The organism is Thermostichus sp. MS-CIW-41, assembly GCF_054058915.1.
Genome location: NZ_JBSSBO010000054.1, coordinates 1 through 18,975, shown reverse-complemented (window position 1 = coordinate 18,975; position 18,975 = coordinate 1). Strand labels below are relative to the sequence as shown.

The following is an 18,975-nucleotide window of genomic DNA, read 5'->3' as shown; positions in this document are numbered from 1 at the left end:
AGTGACATCCACTTTAATTGCCATACCAGAGCGGTCAACTTTAATTGCCATACCAGAGCGGTCAGTGGAGGTTATGCGGTCAGTGGAGGTTGAGGTTATAGAGAACGCCCCCACCTTCGCCAACGGGGGGGCAGTTTTTGAATCCGATGGCCGCGCCCGTCAACTGGATCGCTTTGTGGTCAGCAGCCCTGATGAAGTGACATCCACTTTAATTGCCATACCAGAGCGGTCAACTTTAATTGCCATACCAGAGCGGTCAGTGGAGGTTATGCGGTCAGTGGAGGTTGAGGCTATAGAGAACGCCCCCACCTTCGCCAACGGGAGGGCAGTTTTTGAATCCGATGGCCGAGCCCGTCAACTGGGTCGCTTTGTGGTCAGCAGCACCTACTCTCAGGGAGAAAACCGCTGCGTGGTGGTGAGCACCTTGATAGGCACTATCCGCAAGGACAACGACCCGGCTTGTGCAAGTAGAACAGATGCAGAAGACTAGCCAGGCTTGCAACCTTCTTGAAAGAGGGTAGGATGGTCAGGCCGATGTTTTTGGGTAGCGCATGGCCCCTTCTTCCCCAATCCTTCAGGAAAAAACCTTTCCTTGGCAATCTCGTCAGCCTGCCCTGCTGATGCTGGCGGATGGTGCTTCCTTTGCCGGTTGGTCTTTTGGGGCGCCGGGCACGGCGGTGGGCGAGGTGGTGTTTAACACGGGCATGACCGGCTACCAGGAGGTGATCACCGATCCCAGCTACCGGGGGCAGATCATTATTTTCACCTGCCCTGAGCTGGGAAATACCGGAGTGAATGAGCTGGACGAAGAATCGGCTCGGCCCCAAGTCGCGGGGATCATCGCCCGCAATGTGTCTTGCCTGGCCAGCTCCTGGCGGGCTACATCCACCCTCCCCGAATACCTGCAACGATATGGGATCCCGGCCATTGCTGGGGTAGATACGCGGGCTTTGGCACGGCGGCTGCGCTCTCAGGGGGTGATGAACGGGGCCCTTTCCACGGAGACTTTGGATCCCCAGGTTTTGTTGGAGCGGGTGCGCCAAGCTCCTTCCATGCAGGGGTTGAGCTTGGTGGCAGAGGTTACCACTCCTCAACCCTACGAGTGGCTGGAACCTACCCCCGCCGACTGGGACTATGGGCGCAGCCAAGGGATCCCAGTGCCGGAGCCGCCCCTGCGGGTGGTGGCCTTGGATTTCGGCGTTAAGCGCAACATTCTGCGCCGCCTTACCCGCTATGGCTGTCGCGTCATGGTGTTGCCGGCCAATGCCAGCCCGGAGCAGATTTTGAGTTACAACCCCGATGGGATCTTCCTCTCCAATGGGCCAGGGGATCCCGCCGCTGAGACGACTGCCATCCGCACCACGCAAGCGCTGCTGCAAACCGGGAAGCCCCTATTTGGGATTTGCCTGGGCCATCAGATTCTCAGTTTGGCCCTAGGGGGATCCACCTACAAGCTCAAGTTTGGCCACCGCGGCCTCAACCATCCCTGTGGGCTGGACAAGCAAGTGGAGATCACCAGCCAAAACCACGGGTTTGCGGTGGATGCCGACTCGATCCCTGCCGATGAGGTCACGATCAGCTACCTCAACTTGAATGACCACACCGTAGCCGGGATCCGCCACCGTCACCTGCCCCTGTTTTCTGTGCAGTATCACCCGGAAGCCAGCCCCGGCCCCCACGACGCCGATCACCTCTTCCGGGAGTTTGTGGAGCTAATGCTGCAGCACCGCCGTTTAGCGGGATAGGTGGGCTAGACGCAGAGCAAGGGCCTCGCGCGCTTCTTCCCGGTCGTCAAAGTGAATCTTCTCAGTGCCTAGGATCTGGTAGTCTTCGTGGCCTTTACCGGCAATGACCACCGTATCCCCTGGCTGGGCTGCGAGGATGGCCAGGCGAATGGCCTGCCGCCGATCCACCTCCACCGCCCTGGGGGATCCAGGGATCCCGGCCAAAATATCCCGTAGGATCTGCTGGGGATCTTCGGTGCGGGGGTTGTCGGAGGTAACGATCACCTGATCGGCCCAGGTGGCGGCAATGCGGCCCATCTGCGGTCGTTTGCCCCGATCCCGATCCCCGCCACAGCCAAAGACGCAGATAAGTTGCCCTTGCACCTGGGATCGCAGGGCCTTGAGCAAGTTTTCCAGGCCGTCGGGGGTGTGGGCGTAGTCCACAACTACCGCGATATCCTGCCCCGGCAGGGTCACCCGCTCCATCCGCCCCGGTACGCCCGGAAAGTGGGGCAGGGCCGACTGGATGATCTCGACAGGGATCCCCAAGTGCAGGGCCACCCCCACCGCCGCCAGCAGGTTGGCCAGGTTGAAGGATCCCACCAGGGGGGCTGCCACGGCAAAGGCGCCAGAGGGGGTGTGGAGCGTCGCCTGTAAGCCGTTGGGGTGCAATTGAACGTTGCTGGGCCAGAGGCCGGGGATCCCTTCCAGAGGCTGCAGCGAGTAGGCCCAGGGCTGCAGATCGGGCCGAATGGCTTGCAAGAGCCGCCGTCCCCCAGCATCGTCGGCGTTGATCACCGCCCGCCCTTGGAGATACTCCTGTCGGAAGAGGGTGGCTTTGGCCTGCCAGTAGTTCTCCATGCTGCCGTGGAAATCCAGGTGATCCTGGGTAAGGTTGGTCCAGACGGCAGCGGCAAAGGAACATCCCCACACCCGATCTTGAGCGAGAGCATGGGAGCTCACCTCCATCACCGCCACCTCCGCCCCGGCTCTCTGGGCTTCCCTGAGGCTGCGCTGCAGTTCAGGCGGAAAAAGGGTGGTGTGGGGAGCAACTTCGCTGTGGCCCGGCCAGCGGTTGTAGAGGGTGCCCAGCAGGGCTACAGGACGGCCAGCAGCCTGCAGCAGGTGCTCGATGAGGTGGGTGGTGGTCGTCTTGCCGTTGGTGCCGGTTACCCCCACTAGGGTCAGTTGGCGAGCTGGAAAACCGTAGAAGGCTGCCGCCACCTGGGCCACGGCTTTGTTGAGGCCGACGCGAGGCAAAACCAGGACGGGCTGACTTCCCCATCCAGCCTCTCCGCTGACGCTCTCCCACGCCTCTTGGGAAATGAGGGCCGCCACTGCCCCTGCCGCCAGGGCTTGGGCCACGAAGCTACCTCCATCCACGCGGGATCCCGGCATCCCCAAGAAGAGATCCCCCGGCTGTACCTGGCGAGAGTCGGCACAGAGGCCCCAGACCTGCACCCCCTCCAGGGATCCCTGGGCCAATTGAGGCTGGATCCCGGCTTGGTGGAGCAATTTGGACAAAGTGATCCCAGCAGTTTCCATCGTTGCCACTCCCCACAGCTTTGCCGGTTAGGGTAGCGGCCAGGGATTGCCGCCGTCAAATTAGGCCAGGGCTTCCTCCAGCTTTTGCTTGGCCCACAGAGAAGCGTAGAGGCCCTTCTCGTCCGCCAGCAATTCGGCATGGGATCCCTTCTGCACGAGGCGGCCCCTGTCCATCACCCAAATCTGATCGGCTTCCACCGCAGCCGTAAGGCGATGGGTGATGAGAATCACCGTTTTCTGGGCCGTGACCCGACGCAGATGGCGAAGAATGGCCTGAGCCGTCTGATTGTCCACGCTGGAGAGAGAGTCATCCAGGATCAAGATGGGAGCATCCACCAGCAAAGCCCGGGCCAAGGCCACCCGCTGTCGCTGGCCACCGGAGAGGGTGATGCCCCGCTCTCCCACCAGAGTGTCGTAGCCGTTGGGGAAGTTGAGGATCTCGGCGTGGATGTGGGCGGCTTTGGCAGCCCATTCCACCTCCCAATCTTCGGCATCTGGCTTGCCGTAGCGAATGTTATCCCGGACCGTGGCGCTGAACAGGAAGCTCTCCTGGGGCACATAGGCAATGGCCCGCCGCAGGGATCCCAGTTGAATCTGGGTGATATCCTGCCCATCCAAAAACAGTTGCCCCGGCTGGATCTCCAGCAGCCGAAGAAGGGCATTGGCCAGAGTGGACTTGCCCGCCCCAATCGGCCCCACCACCGCCACCATCTGGCCCGGTTCTATGCAAAAGTGCAAATCCTCTAGAGCCGGAGCTGCCGCAGGGCCGGCGAAGGCAAACGCGAGACCTCTGGCCTCGAGGCGACCCTGCACCCTCTCCAGAGACAACGGCAAAGCGCCTGGGGCGTCTCGGATGGTGGGTTCTACCCCCAACAGAGCATCGATCCGCTCCAAGCTGACCTGCCCCCGCTGGTAGGCCGTGATGGTGAAGCCCAGCAGGGCGGTGGGAAATACCAACCGTTCCACGTAGAGGGTGAGGGCCGAAAAATCCCCGATGGTCAGCGTCCCTGCCGCAATCTGCGGCCCCCCCACCGCCAGCAGCAGCAACAAGCTTAGGCTGACCAGCGCCACCAAAGAAGGGAAAAGCAAGTTGCGAGTGAGGGCCAAGCGCAAATTGGCCTGCAGCAGCCGCTGGTTCTGGCGGCGAAACCCCCGCTGCTCGTGCTGTTCCTGGCTGTACACCTTGATCAGGGCAATGCCGTTCAGGTCCTCTTGAATGAGATCGCTCAGATCCGCCAACTCCTGCTGCACCTGGAGCTGCTCCTGCTGCAGGCGGTTGCTGCTCAACTTCACCAGCACCAACATCACCGGAAACACCGACAGCGCCAAGGTGCTCAGACGGGGCTCGATGCCAAACATGGCGGGCAGAGTGGTGGCATAGGCAAAGATCGTGTTGGCCAAATTGAGTAGGGCGAACCCCAACAGGCGGCGGATGTTTTCCACATCGCTGGTGATGCGGGTGAGAATGTCCCCAATGGTCTGCTGGGCAAAGTAGGAAGGCTGCAGGGTGAGCAAATGCTCGAAGATGGCTTGCTTGAGGTGAAACTCCACCTGCCGTCCCACCCCAAACATCCACACCCGCGAGGCAATGCGAATGCCCATCATCAGGCTGGAGACGACCAGCACCGTTAAGGCGTAAAGGGCAATGCGCCGGGCCGACAAAGTGGCCAGGTTCTGGCTCAGGTCATCGATGACCAGCTTGACGTACCAGGGCAGGAACACCCCCAGGCCATTGACCAAGAGCAGGGATCCAATGCCCAACCCCACCTGTCGTCGATAGGGGCGCAGATAATGGGCCAACTGTCGGAGATGGGATCCCGATCCGGTCACTCACTTGCTCCCTGCATCCTCTCCCACTCTAGCGCTCAGCCGGATCCCCCCGGTAGGGATCAGGCCAGAACCTGAGCCGGAGCTTGCTGGGCCAGTTGCGCCGTTTCCCGCCGTGCCCACGCATCTGCCTGCAAAATGTCCTCCAGGCTGGGATCGGCAATGACTTGATGCCGCTCACAAACCCGCTCCAAGAGACGGGGAATATCCAAAAAACGGATGCGCTCCTGCAAGAACAGGGCCACCGCCGCTTCGTTGGCCGCATTCAACACTGCCGGCAGCGTTCCCCCCCTCCGTCCAGCGGCATAGGCCAACTCCATGCAGGGGTACTTGCGGTGATCCGGAGCCTTAAAGGTGAGGGATCCCAGCTTGACCAAATCGAGGGGATCCCAGGGGGTGGCCAGGCGTTCCGGCCAACTGAGGCCGTAGAGGATGGGCAGGTGCATGTCCGGCCAGCCCAACTGGGCCAGAACCGAGGTATCGGCCAGCTCGATCAGGGAGTGGACAATGCTTTGCGGATGGATGAGGATGTCGATGTGGTCGTAGTCCAGGCCGAAGAGCCAGTGGGCCTCGATCACCTCCAGGCCCTTGTTCATCAGGGTGGCCGAGTCGATGGTGATTTTGCGCCCCATCACCCAATTGGGATGCTTGAGGGCATCGGCCAGGGTGACCTGATCCAATTTTTCGGCAGGCCAATCCCGAAAGGCGCCACCCGAGGCAGTCAACAGGATTCTTCGCAGGGATCCCGCGGGCACCCCCTGTAAACACTGGAAAATGGCCGAATGCTCAGAGTCGACGGGGATCAGGTTCACCCCGTACTGCCGCACCAAGGGCAGCACCACCGGCCCCCCTGCCACCAGGGTTTCTTTGTTGGCCAGGGCAATGTCTTTGCCGGCACGGATGGCCGCCAGGGTTGGCAACAAACCGGCGCAGCCGACGATCCCCGTCACCACCCGCTGGGCCGCCGGGTGAGCCGCCACCTGACACAGCCCCTCTGTTCCGGCCACCAACTCCGGCAGCGGTCGGATCCCGGTCAGCAGCGACCGCAGCTCCGGCAGCAGTTCTTCCCGGCCAATGGCAACCATCTGGGGCCGAAACCGCCGTACCTGCTCGGCCAAGAGGGCGACGTTGCTGTAGCTGGTCAGGCCAACAACCTGAAAACGCTCTGGATACTGGGCCACCAAGTCCAGAGTTTGGGTGCCAATCGAGCCGGTGGAGCCGAGCAAGGTGATGGCTTGCATAAAGGATCCCTTTACCCCTGAAAGAGCGTGACGTCCTCCCAACGCAGACTTCCCCTCGCGCAACTTGCCCAAGGACTCCGTCCCGCTATTGCGAACGGCCCCACCTCGCGTTCGGGGATCCCTGCCTCACGCCCCTTCATCTTATTCCTATCTGGCTCTCAACTGGAATCTGTGGGCTCCCTCCGATCCCCGACAGCGGGATCCTATGCGGCTGTGGCGTCCGCGATGCCCCTCTTCCCCAGATTTTGGTTTCAAACCTTTCCCGACTGAGAACGCAGCCACTGGCTGAGCAGCGCCTCGATCAGCTCCGAAAGATCTTGATCCGATTCCAACAGGATGCGCTTCACGGCTCGGTGGGTCTCTTTGGGGATTTGACATACTCCCCTGCCTAAAGACAGAGGATTCTGGTTCCTGGTTCTGCGACAGCACTTACCGTGTCAGGTTGCCCCTCCACAGCAGCGGTGCTCATCTCCCCAGGCGTTTCCCCTTTCGGGGCGGTTCCCTTTTGCCCAAAGGTACCGTTGTTCCACTCCTCACCCAACAGCTCCAGCCCCTTGCGCAGGATGTTGATGGCCGCGTTCTCATCACGGTCAATCACCACCCCACACTGAGGGCAGCGGTGGGTACGAGTGGACAGCGTCTTCTTCACTCGGCAGCCACACTGAGAGCAGTCCTGACTGGTGTACTGCGGCGGCACGGCCACCACCACCTTGTTGAAGACCTTCCCGTAGTAGTCGAGCCACCCGGTGAATAAACTCCAACTCGCGTCGTGAATCGACTTGGCTAAGTGGCGATTCTGCGCCAAGTTACGCACCTGTAAGTCCTCATACGCCACGACGTCGTTAGACGCCACTACGCACCGGGCCAGCTTCACAGCCCAGTCTCTACGCTGGCGTTGAACCTTCAGGTGTACCTTGCCCAGCCGCTTCCTCTGCTTGTGGTAGTTCTTAGATTGGGGTTTAGCCCCTTTCCGAAACTTCCGGCTCAGTCTGCGCTGCTCTCACTTCAACCTCCTTTCGGCACGACGCAAGAACTTTGGGCACTCTACCTTGTGGCCGTGGCTGTCGGTGTAGAAGTGCATCAAGCCCACATCCAGCCCCACCACCTCGCCGGTGTAGCCCACCTTCTCCCGACGCTCCACGTCCAGGCAGAACTGGGCGTAGTAGCCATCGGCTCTCCGCACTACCCGCACCCGATTGATTTTCAGGGTGAGGATGTCCCGCCGCGCCTCGCTGTTGCAGTACAGGGCAAAGGTGCCCGCCTGGAAGCCGTCCGTGAAGGTGATAGACATCCCATCCTGGGAGAGCTTCCAGCCAGACTGCTTGTACTCCACGGAGCGACAGTGCTTCTGGAACCTTGGATGGCCCTTCCGAGCCGCCTTCTCCTTGCAGCGGCGATAGAAGTTGGAGATGGCAGACCAGGCTCGCTCCGCACTAGCCTGCCGGGCCTGAGAGTTCAGCTTCTGGGCGAAGGGGAACTCCTGAGCCAAGTCCTTGCAGAGGGAGTACAACGTGGCCCTGTTCACCCCCTGATGATCCATCCAGTGGCGCAGGCACTTGTTGCGCACAAACTGGGCAGTACGAATGGCCTCATCCAGGGCTTGGTACTGCTGGGCTGTGCCGTTGAGGAGCTTGGCTTCGAGGACGCGCATGGGCCCACTCTAGCGCAGGTTAGCAAGATAAAAGCCGCCCTGGTCGCGTCAGCGGGCCGTAGGCCTTAGGGCGGGGCTTTAGACCCAGTTTTTTGGTAACTGTTCCGAGGTGGGACGGGCAGGGGTGTCGATCACCGTGTGCTGAAAGCCTGTGGGCGCGGGAGTGGTGGGATCCCCGGCCAATACCTTGATAGGAAAGGATGATCCCCGTTCTGCCCAGCGAGAGGCCGAGCGATTGGGATCGGCATCGATCAACAGGGCCATCCCCGACCCACCCAAAGGGGCTGCCCCTTGTTTTTGCTGAAGGTAGAGGGCCAGGTGTACCGCCGTGGTGGTTTTGCCCACGCCCCCTTTGAACCCCAAGACCGCGATATTCATCTGCCACACACCCTCCCACCCTGGTTTTACTGCCCAGTTGCGCAGGCGGCAAGAGGCTAAAGTGCGCATCGCCACGTTGGGTCTTGGGGCAAATCGGAAGAGCCGGGCGCGGGGGGAAGCGTTCCCGGTTCCGCAATCCTTAGGCTTCGCCGGTAGGATATCCTTGGCTGGCATAACCGGCTGGCTTTGGAGAATCTGACCATGCCTCATCTCTCGCGATCCCATTCCTCCTTGGGCTTGGCTCGCTCTTGGTCTATTCCGCTGGGGTTGTGTCTGGCCCTGAGCATAAGCGCCTGTGGCGGCGGGGGTTCCAGTCGCCCGCTTCCCCCAGTCTCAGCTCCTCCCACAGGACGAATTGAGGGATCCCATTTCGACGATCTCAACGGCAATGGGCTGCGGGATCCGGGGGAGCCGGGGCTGCCGGGCATTACCACGTTTTTGGACTTAAACGGCAATGGCCGCCTCGACCCGGGGGAGCCCAGCACCGTCAGCGATGCCAGCGGTAACTTTCGCTTCTCCAACTTGCCCCCTGGCACCTACCGCGTCACCGCCCTTTTGCCCCCAGGGCGAATCTTCACCACGCCGCGCTCAGGCTTGGGGCTGGAGCGGATTGTGGGCGGCAGACCTGCTCCCGAAGGAGCCTTTCCCTGGATGGTGGCTTTGCTGAGGGCGGCTGAGCCAGATCCTTTTCAAGCGCAGTTTTGCGGCGGATCCCTGATCGCGCCGGAGTGGGTAGTTACCGCTGCCCATTGTTTTTTCGACGGACAAGGCAACCAGGTAGTGAGTGCCCAAAATCTGGATCTGCTGTTGGGTACCAACCGCCTACAAATCGGCGCCGGTCAACGCATTCGCGCCGCGCAAATTGTCCTCAACCCCGGCTACAACCCCCAGAGGGGGCCGCTTGGGGGGAATGACATTGCCCTGGTACGCCTTTCTCGGCCAGTAGCTTTGGCCACCCTGCCGCTGGTGCAGCCCAACCAAACCAACCTGACAGCCCCCGGCACTGCCGCCACCATCCTCGGCTGGGGAGCCACCTTCCCCCTCCCCCTGGATCAAGAACCCAGCGGCTTTCCCCGAGATTTGCAGCAGGCCACCGTTCCCATCGTCTCCAATGCGGTGTGCAACGCGCCCCAATCCTACAATGGCGACATTTTAGATACCATGCTCTGCGCCGGCTTTCCTCAGGGAGGAGTCGATACGTGTCAGGCTGATAGCGGTGGGCCTTTGATTGTGTCCAGTGGCACGGGTTTTGCCCTGGCCGGAATCACCAGTTTTGGCATCGGCTGCGCCCAGCCCAATTTCTATGGGGTGTATACGCGGGTGTCTAGCTTTGTGGGTTTTGTGCAATCGGTAATCGGCAGTACCCCCAGCCCAACTCCAGCACCCTCTCCCCCGCCCCCCACTGAGACAACGGCCTCATTTGTTGTGAATTTGAGGGAAGGTGAGGTGGTTTCGGGGCTCAACTTTGGCAGCCGGGCGCAGTGAACACGAACTGTGGCAGCAAGCAGTGGTGTGGCGATCGTTTAGCTAGGCCGCCGTTCGCGCTAGCGGGACGGAGTCCTTGAAGCCCCGCCCTCTGCCCGTAGGACGAGGGTCGGAATGAAAGGCGGACATCCCCTGTTCTATAATCAACCTGGCTGTGCAAAACGGCATTGCCGGAATCTGGTACAGCTACGCGGTGGGGCATCCCGTGTCTGCTCGTGGGGGGTTCTTGCACTAGCTCCCCAATGAAGCGAGAAGCCCGCTCCGTACCGCCAGCAGTCGGAGTCGGGAGTATGTCACGATAGGGATCCCTGTTGTAACCAAACCCATTTGATTGACGGAGGAGATGTCTTTCCTATGACCCAAGTGACGATTGGCGAAAACGAAGGGATCGAATCTGCGCTGCGTCGCTTCAAGCGTCAGGTTTCTAAGGCGGGCATTTTGCGGGACTTGCGCAACCATCGGCACTTTGAAACCAACCTAGAAAAGCGCAAGCGCAAAGCGGTAGCCGTCCGGCGCAACCGCCGCAAATCTATGGCCTAGGCCATTGCCGACACTCGGAAATCTGAACCCCTCTGAACAGGGCTTGTGGCCTTGCCTGAGGTTCTGACGTTAGTTTCTCGGAATCTGGGTTGGGCCAGCCTGCAGGGATCCGCTCAACACGTTAATTTCCAGCATCAGTTCTTCGCCAACATAGCTCTCGGGCAAAGGAGCAAAGGGGGCTGAGCGCTGGATGGCACTGAGCACGGCTGCATCCAACAGGGGATCTTCTGAGGGGGTTTGCAGGCGCAGTTCCCGCAGGGATCCCTGTCGATCCAGACGCACCTGCACCACTGTTACGTAGGAGCCGGATGCTCGCCGTACCATCCAGTGTTGGCGAACCCTTTCTTGGAATTGAGCCAAGTAGTCTCCCCAATCCGGATCGGCGGTGGCATTTAGGCTGGGTGGGCCTGCCCGCGAGGACTCTATCCCACTGGTGCGACCGAAGTCGGAGCTGTGGGATCCGGTAGGAAAAGTCGGGGGCAAGGTGGGAGAAGGCTCTTCCAACGGGGCTGCGATCGGCTCTGGAGAGGGCAAAGTTGGATGCGGATCCGCTGGAGCCGACAGGTAGGGTTGTGGCAAAACCTCAGGAGAACTTGCTGCTCTTTCGGGTTGAGGCTTGAGGGATTGAGTAGGGGAGATCTGAGCCGATTTGGTCTCCACTGCTGCTGCCGAGGAGGTAGCCAGTAGGCTTTGCAGATGCTGACGATAGTCCTGCAGTTGCTGGCGCTGTGGAGAGGACAGAGGCCAGTGATCCAGCCATTCTTCCGTCAGATGTAGCGCCTCCGCCCAATTGTGATCGGCAACTGCCTGCTCCAGAGCTGCTAAACCCGCTGATAGATTTTCTAACCTGGCCTTTGGCTGCTGCTGAGGAGAGGCAGAGTCGCGGTTGGGTTGGGGCATCTCAAGCTCCCTTGGGGATGGGGGGAGGATCCCAGGGACAGGACTCCCTGCGGCTGAGGCGAGCAGAGGCTGTGCCGTTGCAGAAGTGACCTCTACCCATTCACCTGGATTGGCCACTTGCGACTGCCGCACCGATACGTGATCCCGAGGTTCAGAGACACCGGACTCACGGGCGGAGACGGGCGCAATCCACTGCGGCTCCAGGGGCGGCTCATCCGCCATCTCCACCCACTGAAAGGAGATTATCTCCTCCTCCGGGATCCCAGGCCGCCAACCCACCCAGCTCATCGCCATGAAATGCAACGCGATGAAATGCAACCCTGCCGAGAGCACGTTGGCCAGCCCCAGGCGCCAAGGTAAGGAGCGGCGTTCCTGCTGTCGTTCTTGTTGAGAACGGCTGAGGCGGGGCTCTGGATCCACCTCTCCGTCTGTCAAGCAATTTGCCTGGCTCTCAGCAGCCGGTTCTGGTTTGGGGGAGGTGGACTCTGCAGTAGGTTGGGCCGGGATCCCTGTGTTACGGAGATCTCGGTTGGGGTTCAATTCGTTTTGCACCTTTCCACCTCTCCCCACAGCCACATGCCAACAGAAGCCCACTGACACTTCTCTACTTCCCTCAATCAATAGCCCATCTCTGGATAGAGGGGGAGTTGTCGATGTCCAAACGCGACCGCTGTGGCAGGGCAAAGCTGTGTTGGCTTATACGGACTTCTGCCATTTCAACGCCTATCTTTTTCACGGGGGGCGGTGCTTTGAGCCACCTAGGCTCACGAAAAGCCAGCTCATGATTCTCCGAACTAGAGCTTGTGGAGCGGGTTTATGCTTGTTACCCAGCAACCTGTCCTGAGGCGGTTTTGGTACCCTGTGATCCCAGTATCAGCTCTGGAAGCCGGCCCACAAGCTTTCACGCTGCTGAAGACTCCTCTGGTGCTTTGGCTCAATGAGTCAGGGCAGCCTTGCGCCGTCTTGGATCGTTGCTGCCATCGCTCGGCCCAACTTTCCAAAGGGGTTGTTTGCAATGGCCACATCCGCTGCCCCTATCACGGCTGGGAATTTGACGGCTCTGGCACCTGTGTGAAGGTACCCCAACTTACAGACAACTTCATCCCCCCTACCTACAAGGTGGAGGGGTTTCGCTGCCAAGAGCGCTATGGCTATGTTTGGGTGGCATTGGCGGATCCCTTGACCGATATTCCCGAGATCTCAGAGGTGGCGGATCCCCGGTTTCGCCAAATTCATCAGTTCTATGAGGTCTGGAAATGCGCCGGCCTGCGCCTGATGGAAAACTCCTTTGACAATGCCCATCCCCACTTCGTCCATCACCAGAGCTTTGGGGTGATCTCCGAGCCTGTACCCCCCGATCTGGACAGCCTTGAAGAACTGGAATATGGCCTTCGGGCCACCTCTGTTTTGCCGGTGTTCAACAGCGACCTGCAGAAGCAAAACTTGCGGATGTCGGAGGATCGCACCGTGCGTATCCTGGAGGGCACCTGGTTTATGCCTTTTGGTCGCAAGCTCAAAATCACCTACCCCAACGGCCTCATCCACATCATTTTCACAGCGGCTACCCCATCGACGACCAAACCTCGCAGGTGGTGCAATTCTGTTTGCGCAACGATTCAGAAGCAGAGGTGAGTGCTGAGAGCATGACTCTAGTCAATAATAAGCTCAACTATACTGAGAATAATGTATAATATGTTCAGTACGGATTACTACCAGTTGATCTTTCTGTTTACTTTCGAGTCTGCCAACATGGTAGCCAAAGCAAAGCAGAAAATTGGTAGTAAGACGACACGGAAACTGCGCTTTGGGTATTCTACTCAAAGCTTTGCGGGATACCGCCATTCTGTTTGGACTCCGTCCCGCTAACGCGAATGGAAACAAACAGAATGCTATCGCTGCATAGTTGAACAGTGATGTTCAGCAGTGTTCAGCGTAAATGTATCAGTATCATCGCCTTCGATCGGCAGGTGACCCTTGAGGATCAACGGGTTCTGGAAAGCACCGACTATGACGTTCCCCTCGATATCAAGGCGGAGCAGCACATGTTCACGGATAAACCCGGCATCATCATGCGTCGCAAGCTGGCTGCCCTCTTGAAAGCCCACGGAGAGGTGGAAGTGCGGCGGAGCAGGGATCCCGAACCCACGCCAATGGTCGGGCAGACCCAAAAGAGGGGCCGGAGCAGCCCCCCTTGGGTTTGAGAGTCTTGATTAGATTCCTCGTCAGAGCAGGGAGAGGCGCTTTCCCCGTAACTGGAACTACTTGATCTTGACGGTGGCGCCGGCTTCTTCCAGCTTTTTCTTGATGTCGTTGGCTTCCTCTTTGGCAACCCCTTCTTTGACGGGTTTGGGAGCCGCCTCGACGAGATCTTTGGCATCCTTCAGACCCAAGCCGGTCAACTCGCGCACCACCTTGAGGATGGCGATCTTCTTGTCGGCTGGCACAGCCTCGAGGATGACATCAAAGGCAGTTTGCTCTTCCACCGGCTCAGGGGCTGCCGCCGGAGCTGCCGCCGCTGCTGCCACGGGAGCTGCCATGACCATGCCGCCGGCTGGGGCTGCTGCACTGACGCCAAAGGTTTCTTCGATGGCTTTCACCAGCTCGGAAGCTTCCAGCAAGCTCAAGGCTTTCAACTCTTCCAAAATCTTTGCAACGCGCTCTGAAGACATGATGGTTTCTCCTTGGGGGTAACAGAATCGATACACAGGTTTGGGCTGATGAACTGAAGCCCTTTATGCGGCCTCCTTGTCGGCAATGGCCCGGATGGCCCGCCCCAGAGAGGCTGGGATCTCGTGGATACCGCGCGCCACTTGCGTGGGCACAGCATTGAGCCCGACCGCCAGGCCGGTGGCCACCGACTTGAGGCTGCCCGCCACTTGGGCCATGAGCACTTCCTTGGGCGGTAGCTCGGCGATGGCCTTGGCCTGCTCCAAGGTCAGGGATAGCCCTTCAATGCCAGCACCGCGGAACTCGGTTTTCTTGGTTTGCTTGGCAAAATCTTGATACGCCTTCAGGGCGGCTGAAATATCGCCCCGAATCAAGATAAAGGCCGTCGGCCCCGCCAAGAAGGGAGCGATCCCTGCCCAAGCTTTTTGGTCGGCAATGGCTCGCCGCATCAGGGTATTCTTAACAACCATGCAAACCGAATCCGACTTGCGCAGCTCTGCCCGCAGTTGGTCCATCTCCGCAACGGTCAGCCCCTTGTAGTCGATCACCAGCACCATTTGGCTGGCCTGCAGCAGGGATCGGACTTTATCGACGATCTCCGCTTTCTTCGCTAAAGGTTGCTTGCCCATGCGCTCACCTCCTTTGTTGTCAATGGTCACCCAGGGTTAACGGGTGGTGAATCTGGGTTCTGCCAAACAGAATGCGTCCCAGCCGTGGCCGAGACGCATGGAGATAAGCGCACCCTCAAAAGCGATCCAAGAAGGGATCCCTTTGAACTTCGCTCAAACCTCGGCAGGACATTAAGCCCGCGGGCACCTGCTGTCTTCGGCTTGCTATTCGACTGGGGAAAGATGTTCTGCCGGGATCCTCCTCCAAATTCACTCACTCAAACCCTTTTCAACCCATCGCAGCGCCGAAGCCAGGCTTAGGTCGCCAACTTCAGCTCCCGCAGGGCATTGATATCAACCTCAATCGAGGGGCCCATTGTAGCAGAAACATGTAGGGTTCGCCAATACTTGCCCTTGGCTCCAGAGGGACGGTTGCGATCGATGGACTCCTGCACCGCTTTTAGGTTCTCCAGCAGAGCTTCGACGGGGAACTTGCACTTGCCGAAGATCAAATGCACAATGCCGGTGCGATCTGCCCGATACTCCAGCTTGCCGGCTTTAAACTCTTTGATCGCCTGGGCCAGATCCATGGTCACCGTTCCCCCCTTGGGAGAAGGCATGAGGCCGCGCGGCCCCAACAGCCGCCCCAGCTTAGCCACCTGGGGCATCACATCGGGGGTGGCGATCAGAAGGTCAAAATCTATAACTCCCTTGCCGATTTCCTCGATCAGGTCTTCATATCCAACCCGATCCGCCCCTGCATTTTGGGCCTCCACCACTTTCTCGCCGCGGGCAATCACCGCCACCCGGATCTCTTGGCCGGTGCCCCTGGGCAAGACTACAGTGGTGCGCAGTTGTTGGTCGGCGTACTTGGGGTCGATCCCCAGGCGGATGTGAACCTCTGCCGCCTCTTCAAATTTGGCGGTGGCCGTCTCTTTCATCAGGGCCAAAGCGGCTTCGGGAGCATAGGCAATGGGCTTCACCTTCTCCCGCAAAGCCTGCATACGTTTGGAAAGCTTTCGAGCCATCGTTTCTCCTCGGGGTACTGGCGAGAACTTCTCTCCCCCACAGTGGTTTGCTGAAACAACTTCAAGACCGTGAACACCTCAGACCGGGCAAGGGATCCCTCCATCAATCCACCACCGTCACCCCCATGCTGCGGGCAGTTCCGGCAATAATTTTCATGGCCGCCTCCACATCGTGGGCATTCAAATCCGGCAGCTTCTGCTCGGCGATCTGGCGCAGTTGAGCTCGGGTCAGGGATCCCACCTTGGTTTTGTGGGGCTCGCTGGAGCCGGACTCAATGCCCAGAGCCTTCTTGATCAACACCGAAGCCGGCGGCGTCTTGAGGACGAAGGTAAAGCTGCGATCCTCGAAGATGGAGATTTCAACAGGCACCACCATCCCGGCCTGATCCGCCGTCTTGGCGTTGTACTCCTTACAAAAGGCCATGATGTTGACCCCGTGTTGACCCAAGGCTGGGCCAATGGGGGGAGCGGGGGTGGCCTTGCCCGCCTGAATGGCCAACTTGACCACGGCCACCAACTTCTTAGCCATGAAACGCAGTTACACCTCTTTTCGCACTTGACCAAACTCTAATTCTACCGGGGTATCGCGCCCGAAAATCGAGATCAACGCCTTGAGCTTGCCCCGTTCTGGGCTGACCTCCACCACCTCGCCGTAGAAACCCTGGAAGGGGCCGGATAGCACCTCGATGCGATCCCCAGGGGCCATGTCGATTTTGAGGGGCACTTCCTCCACCTCGACGCTGCTGAAGATGCGCTGGACTTCGCTTTGGCTGAGGGGACGCGGTGTAACATGCCCCCGACCGCGACCGTAGGCCCGCTTTTCTTCGGTGCCAACAAAGTTGATCACATTGGGGGTTGTTTTCACCACCATCCAAGTGTCGTCGTTCATGTCCATGCGCACCAGGACATAGCCGGGAAAAATCTTCTCCTCTTGCTCCTGGCGCTTGCCGGATCGATCCAGCTTGAAGCCCGTCCGCTTCGGGATCACCACCTCGACAATTTGATCCGCCACATCCAAAGCAGCCGCCCGTTGCATCAGGGTGCTCTTCACTTTGTTCTCGCAGCCTGAGGCCACCTGCACGGCGTACCAGCGCAGGTTGCGACGCTCTTGACCTTCCCCCTCGTCTGGTTCCGGGATCGCGTCTGCAGGCTCAAAGTGCTCCACACGGCCCCCACGACGTTTTCGCTGCTGCTCTGGCCTCATCACCTCACATCCTCCCTGTAGCCATCCTTGAACATGACTCTCTTGCCCCTCAGGACAGAACATCACAAGAACAGCTGAGTGGCTACCCAAGCAAACACTTGATCGACCAGGTAGATGAAGGAAGCAAAAGCCAACACAATCAGTAAGACCCCTACCGACTCGCCGATCAATTGCCGGCGGCTCGGCCAAACAATCTTGCTTAATTCTGTGCGGGTCTCTTGAATAAAACCCAGGATCCCTTTGGGTGCGGTGGAACTGTCTTTGGAGTGGCCCCGGCTGGCGGGATCCAAACGCTGCTCCGTATCGGCTTTGCTGGAGGGGGTGCTCTTAACCACGGCGGTGTTCTCCTAATGGATCCCGAAAACGGCGTACCGCATTTCAGCAGGCACGGGATCGGCTTTGCGATCCTAACAGATTTACCGGGAATGGGATCCAACCTTAGGGAGTGGGGGTGGGCTCAGGTGCCAAGGAACCGGGAGAAAGCGGGAGGGAGCGGCGGCGGGATTGGTTAAATTGCTCCACAGCAGCATCAACGCTGGCCTTGCCGTCCCAGCGGGAAGCAGCATTCTGGCGGGAGAGGAAGTCGGCAGCCCGGAAGAGATCGTTGACGTTGATGCTGGTGCCATCCAACAGAGGGGGATTGCTGTCGCGGCGAATGGCATCGTTGACACTTCCGCTTTGGGCCAGGGCCACCCCAGAACCGCTCAGAACCGAGCTCAAGGCCATTCCCACCAGAAGCAGCACTGGGGGCGAGGGGATCCCACGCCAGCAGACGGGCGATGGATTCAGGAGACGGTTGAGAAGCTTGCCGAGCATGATTTATTTCTCCGCTTCGTTTACACGAGGGTGCTGCTCCGCCAGCCCCTCTACCAACAACTGCTGCTCTTCGGCGGTCAAGGGGCGCTTAGCCAACAGGTCTGGCCGCCTTTGCCAGGTTCGAACCAGCTGCTGCTGCAGACGCCAACGGGCAATGGCTTGATGGTCGCCTGAGAGGAGTACCGGCGGCACCTTGTACCCCTGAAACTCTGCCGGGCGGGTGTATTGAGGATAGTCTAGCAGCCCCGCCTCGAAGCTTTCCCTCTTTAACGAGTCTACCTTGCCCACAGTGCCCGGCAAGAGCCGCACCACGCCGTTGATCAGGGCCAGCGCCGGAATTTCCCCCCCGGTCAGGACAAAATCCCCCAGCGACACCTCGCGGGTGGCCAGGTATTGGCGGATGCGTTCGTCAAAGCCCTCGTACTGGCCACACAGCAGGATCAGCTGCGCCTTCTGGGCCAGCTCCTGCAGCAGCGCCTGGTTCAGCGGTTGCCCCTGGGGCGTCAGCAGAATGATCTCACAGGGATCCAACCGGGGCAGGGAGGCGACAGCAGCGAAGAAAGGCTCTGGCTTGAGCACCATGCCCACCCCACCCCCGTAGGGCTCATCATCGACACGGCGGTGCTTATCGGTGGCGAAGTCGCGTGGATTGGTGCAGTGGACTTCAGCGATCCCCTGCTGTAGGGCTTTGCCCACCAGCCCAATGCGCAGCGGCGCTTCAAAAAATTCGGGGAAAAGGGTAAGGATATCGAACCGCACAGGACTCAGGACGAGGTGCGCAACCGCTCCAAATCCAGGCGCAAGGACTCGATCTGATGGATCAGCTCCATCAACTCAGCCATCTCTTCTCTGGAGATAGCCGGCTTGTTGGGGGAGGAAGCTGGTGTCGGGGGAGCATTCTCGACAGGCGCTTCAGAGTCAGGACTTGCCGAGGGGGCGTTGGCGGCTGGATCCCTGAGACTCTCAACGTAACGAACTGCCTCCTGCTCGATCAACTCTCCCTTTTGCTCCAGCTCCGCCGCCAGTTGTCCCAAGTCCATCGAAAGGCGGTTGAGGTTTTCGGTGCGCTTTTCCGGGTCTTGCAGGATCTCCACCAGAGCGGTGGCCGTGCCGTAAAAAATGTGGCGAGCCCGCGTGAACCAATCTGAAGAGTGAGAACTCATGGCAGCAGAAAGAGGTGGGTTGTGGATTATTCTAGGCGATCCACCCGACGGGATGAGCCCAAGGATACAAGCAGAATACCCGGCGTTCGAGGACAGACTGGAGTCTAGGTTGTGTTGATCTTTCATTTGAGCCAAAAGAGAGCACTGACGAGATAGAGAAAACTCAAGAAGTTCCTGGCCAATTTGTCAAAACGAGAA

At 59.5% G+C, this 18,975-nt stretch carries 20 protein-coding genes, 1 pseudogene and 1 other annotated feature; of the genes and pseudogenes, 6 read left to right on the top strand and 15 right to left on the bottom strand.

Going from position 1 to position 18,975, the window contains the following annotated elements; all coding sequences use genetic code 11:
• Together ACVWXE_RS12650 and carA are read left to right on the top strand one after the other, a co-directional pair.
• The coding region (locus ACVWXE_RS12650) for a hypothetical protein (protein ID WP_457490473.1) at positions 1-490 on the top strand (490 nt) is incomplete at its 5' end.
• Positions 491-551: 61 nt separating this feature from the next.
• Entirely contained in the window at positions 552-1,745 is a 1,194-nt protein-coding gene (gene carA / locus ACVWXE_RS12645) for a glutamine-hydrolyzing carbamoyl-phosphate synthase small subunit (protein WP_457490472.1), read from the top strand.
• Here carA and ACVWXE_RS12640 read toward each other — a convergent pair.
• The 5 genes and pseudogenes from ACVWXE_RS12640 to ACVWXE_RS12620 form a co-directional block, all read right to left on the bottom strand.
• Positions 1,734-3,269: a UDP-N-acetylmuramoyl-L-alanyl-D-glutamate--2,6-diaminopimelate ligase gene (locus ACVWXE_RS12640; protein WP_457490471.1), complete on the bottom strand. Its 1,536-nt coding sequence runs from the start codon at positions 3,267-3,269 to the stop codon at positions 1,734-1,736. The genes carA and ACVWXE_RS12640 overlap by 12 nt on opposite strands.
• Before the next feature lie 60 nt (positions 3,270-3,329).
• Positions 3,330-5,099, bottom strand: coding sequence for an ABC transporter ATP-binding protein (locus ACVWXE_RS12635; protein ID WP_457490470.1), 1,770 nt, complete (start codon positions 5,097-5,099; stop codon positions 3,330-3,332).
• A gap of 59 nt (positions 5,100-5,158) precedes the next feature.
• Positions 5,159-6,337, bottom strand: a complete 1,179-nt coding sequence (locus tag ACVWXE_RS12630; RefSeq protein WP_414350389.1) for a 1-deoxy-D-xylulose-5-phosphate reductoisomerase — start codon at positions 6,335-6,337, stop codon at positions 5,159-5,161.
• Between the two features lie 388 nt (positions 6,338-6,725).
• Positions 6,726-7,988 (bottom strand): annotated as a pseudogene (locus tag ACVWXE_RS12625) (RNA-guided endonuclease InsQ/TnpB family protein).
• 78 nt (positions 7,989-8,066) lie between these two features.
• A complete protein-coding gene (locus tag ACVWXE_RS12620) occupies positions 8,067-8,366 on the bottom strand; it encodes a nucleotide-binding protein (RefSeq protein ID WP_457443008.1) in 300 nt (99 codons plus the stop codon).
• Between the two features lie 201 nt (positions 8,367-8,567).
• Between ACVWXE_RS12620 and ACVWXE_RS12615 the strand changes: the two genes are divergently transcribed.
• Positions 8,568-9,851, top strand: coding sequence for a trypsin-like serine protease (locus ACVWXE_RS12615; protein WP_457490469.1), 1,284 nt, complete (start codon positions 8,568-8,570; stop codon positions 9,849-9,851).
• Positions 9,852-10,205: 354 nt separating this feature from the next.
• The gene (rpsU, locus tag ACVWXE_RS12610; protein WP_011432857.1) at positions 10,206-10,391 is read left to right on the top strand and encodes a 30S ribosomal protein S21; all 186 of its coding nucleotides are present in this window, start codon (positions 10,206-10,208) and stop codon (positions 10,389-10,391) included.
• Between the two features lie 69 nt (positions 10,392-10,460).
• On the opposite strand, the gene ACVWXE_RS12605 is transcribed toward rpsU, so the two are convergent.
• Positions 10,461-11,843, bottom strand: a complete 1,383-nt coding sequence (locus ACVWXE_RS12605; RefSeq protein WP_457490468.1) for a TonB family protein — start codon at positions 11,841-11,843, stop codon at positions 10,461-10,463.
• Between the two features lie 264 nt (positions 11,844-12,107).
• Between ACVWXE_RS12605 and ACVWXE_RS12600 the strand changes: the two genes are divergently transcribed.
• Both ACVWXE_RS12600 and ACVWXE_RS12595 read left to right on the top strand, forming a co-directional pair.
• Complete coding sequence (locus ACVWXE_RS12600) at positions 12,108-12,923, top strand: Rieske 2Fe-2S domain-containing protein (RefSeq protein ID WP_457384911.1); 816 nt, start codon at positions 12,108-12,110, stop codon at positions 12,921-12,923.
• A gap of 281 nt (positions 12,924-13,204) precedes the next feature.
• Entirely contained in the window at positions 13,205-13,492 is a 288-nt protein-coding gene (locus tag ACVWXE_RS12595) for a hypothetical protein (protein ID WP_457384912.1), read from the top strand.
• Positions 13,493-13,549: 57 nt separating this feature from the next.
• Here the strand turns inward: ACVWXE_RS12595 and rplL are convergent, their stop codons facing one another.
• The 9 genes from rplL to ACVWXE_RS12550 form a co-directional block, all read right to left on the bottom strand.
• Positions 13,550-13,960 carry a 50S ribosomal protein L7/L12 gene (gene rplL / locus ACVWXE_RS12590; RefSeq protein ID WP_414329114.1) on the bottom strand — a complete coding sequence of 137 codons (411 nt, stop codon included), beginning with the start codon at positions 13,958-13,960 and terminating at the stop codon, positions 13,550-13,552.
• Between the two features lie 63 nt (positions 13,961-14,023).
• Positions 14,024-14,587 carry a 50S ribosomal protein L10 gene (gene rplJ / locus ACVWXE_RS12585; RefSeq protein WP_414329113.1) on the bottom strand — a complete coding sequence of 188 codons (564 nt, stop codon included), beginning with the start codon at positions 14,585-14,587 and terminating at the stop codon, positions 14,024-14,026.
• Positions 14,588-14,645: 58 nt separating this feature from the next.
• Positions 14,646-14,805 (bottom strand) — a sequence feature (ribosomal protein L10 leader region).
• Between the two features lie 78 nt (positions 14,806-14,883).
• Complete coding sequence (gene rplA / locus ACVWXE_RS12580) at positions 14,884-15,594, bottom strand: 50S ribosomal protein L1 (protein ID WP_414351001.1); 711 nt, start codon at positions 15,592-15,594, stop codon at positions 14,884-14,886.
• A gap of 103 nt (positions 15,595-15,697) precedes the next feature.
• Positions 15,698-16,123, bottom strand: coding sequence for a 50S ribosomal protein L11 (gene rplK, locus ACVWXE_RS12575; RefSeq protein ID WP_011432849.1), 426 nt, complete (start codon positions 16,121-16,123; stop codon positions 15,698-15,700).
• A 9-nt stretch (positions 16,124-16,132) separates the two neighbouring features.
• The gene (gene nusG / locus ACVWXE_RS12570; RefSeq protein WP_011432848.1) at positions 16,133-16,798 is read right to left on the bottom strand and encodes a transcription termination/antitermination protein NusG; all 666 of its coding nucleotides are present in this window, start codon (positions 16,796-16,798) and stop codon (positions 16,133-16,135) included.
• Positions 16,799-16,860: 62 nt separating this feature from the next.
• Complete coding sequence (gene secE, locus ACVWXE_RS12565) at positions 16,861-17,133, bottom strand: preprotein translocase subunit SecE (RefSeq protein ID WP_414351003.1); 273 nt, start codon at positions 17,131-17,133, stop codon at positions 16,861-16,863.
• A gap of 103 nt (positions 17,134-17,236) precedes the next feature.
• The gene (locus tag ACVWXE_RS12560; RefSeq protein WP_414351005.1) at positions 17,237-17,614 is read right to left on the bottom strand and encodes a hypothetical protein; all 378 of its coding nucleotides are present in this window, start codon (positions 17,612-17,614) and stop codon (positions 17,237-17,239) included.
• Positions 17,615-17,617: 3 nt separating this feature from the next.
• Complete coding sequence (gene trmD / locus ACVWXE_RS12555) at positions 17,618-18,373, bottom strand: tRNA (guanosine(37)-N1)-methyltransferase TrmD (RefSeq protein ID WP_457473763.1); 756 nt, start codon at positions 18,371-18,373, stop codon at positions 17,618-17,620.
• A 5-nt stretch (positions 18,374-18,378) separates the two neighbouring features.
• Complete coding sequence (locus tag ACVWXE_RS12550; protein ID WP_414329472.1) at positions 18,379-18,777, bottom strand: hypothetical protein; 399 nt, start codon at positions 18,775-18,777, stop codon at positions 18,379-18,381.
• Between the last annotated feature and the right edge of the window lie 198 nt (positions 18,778-18,975).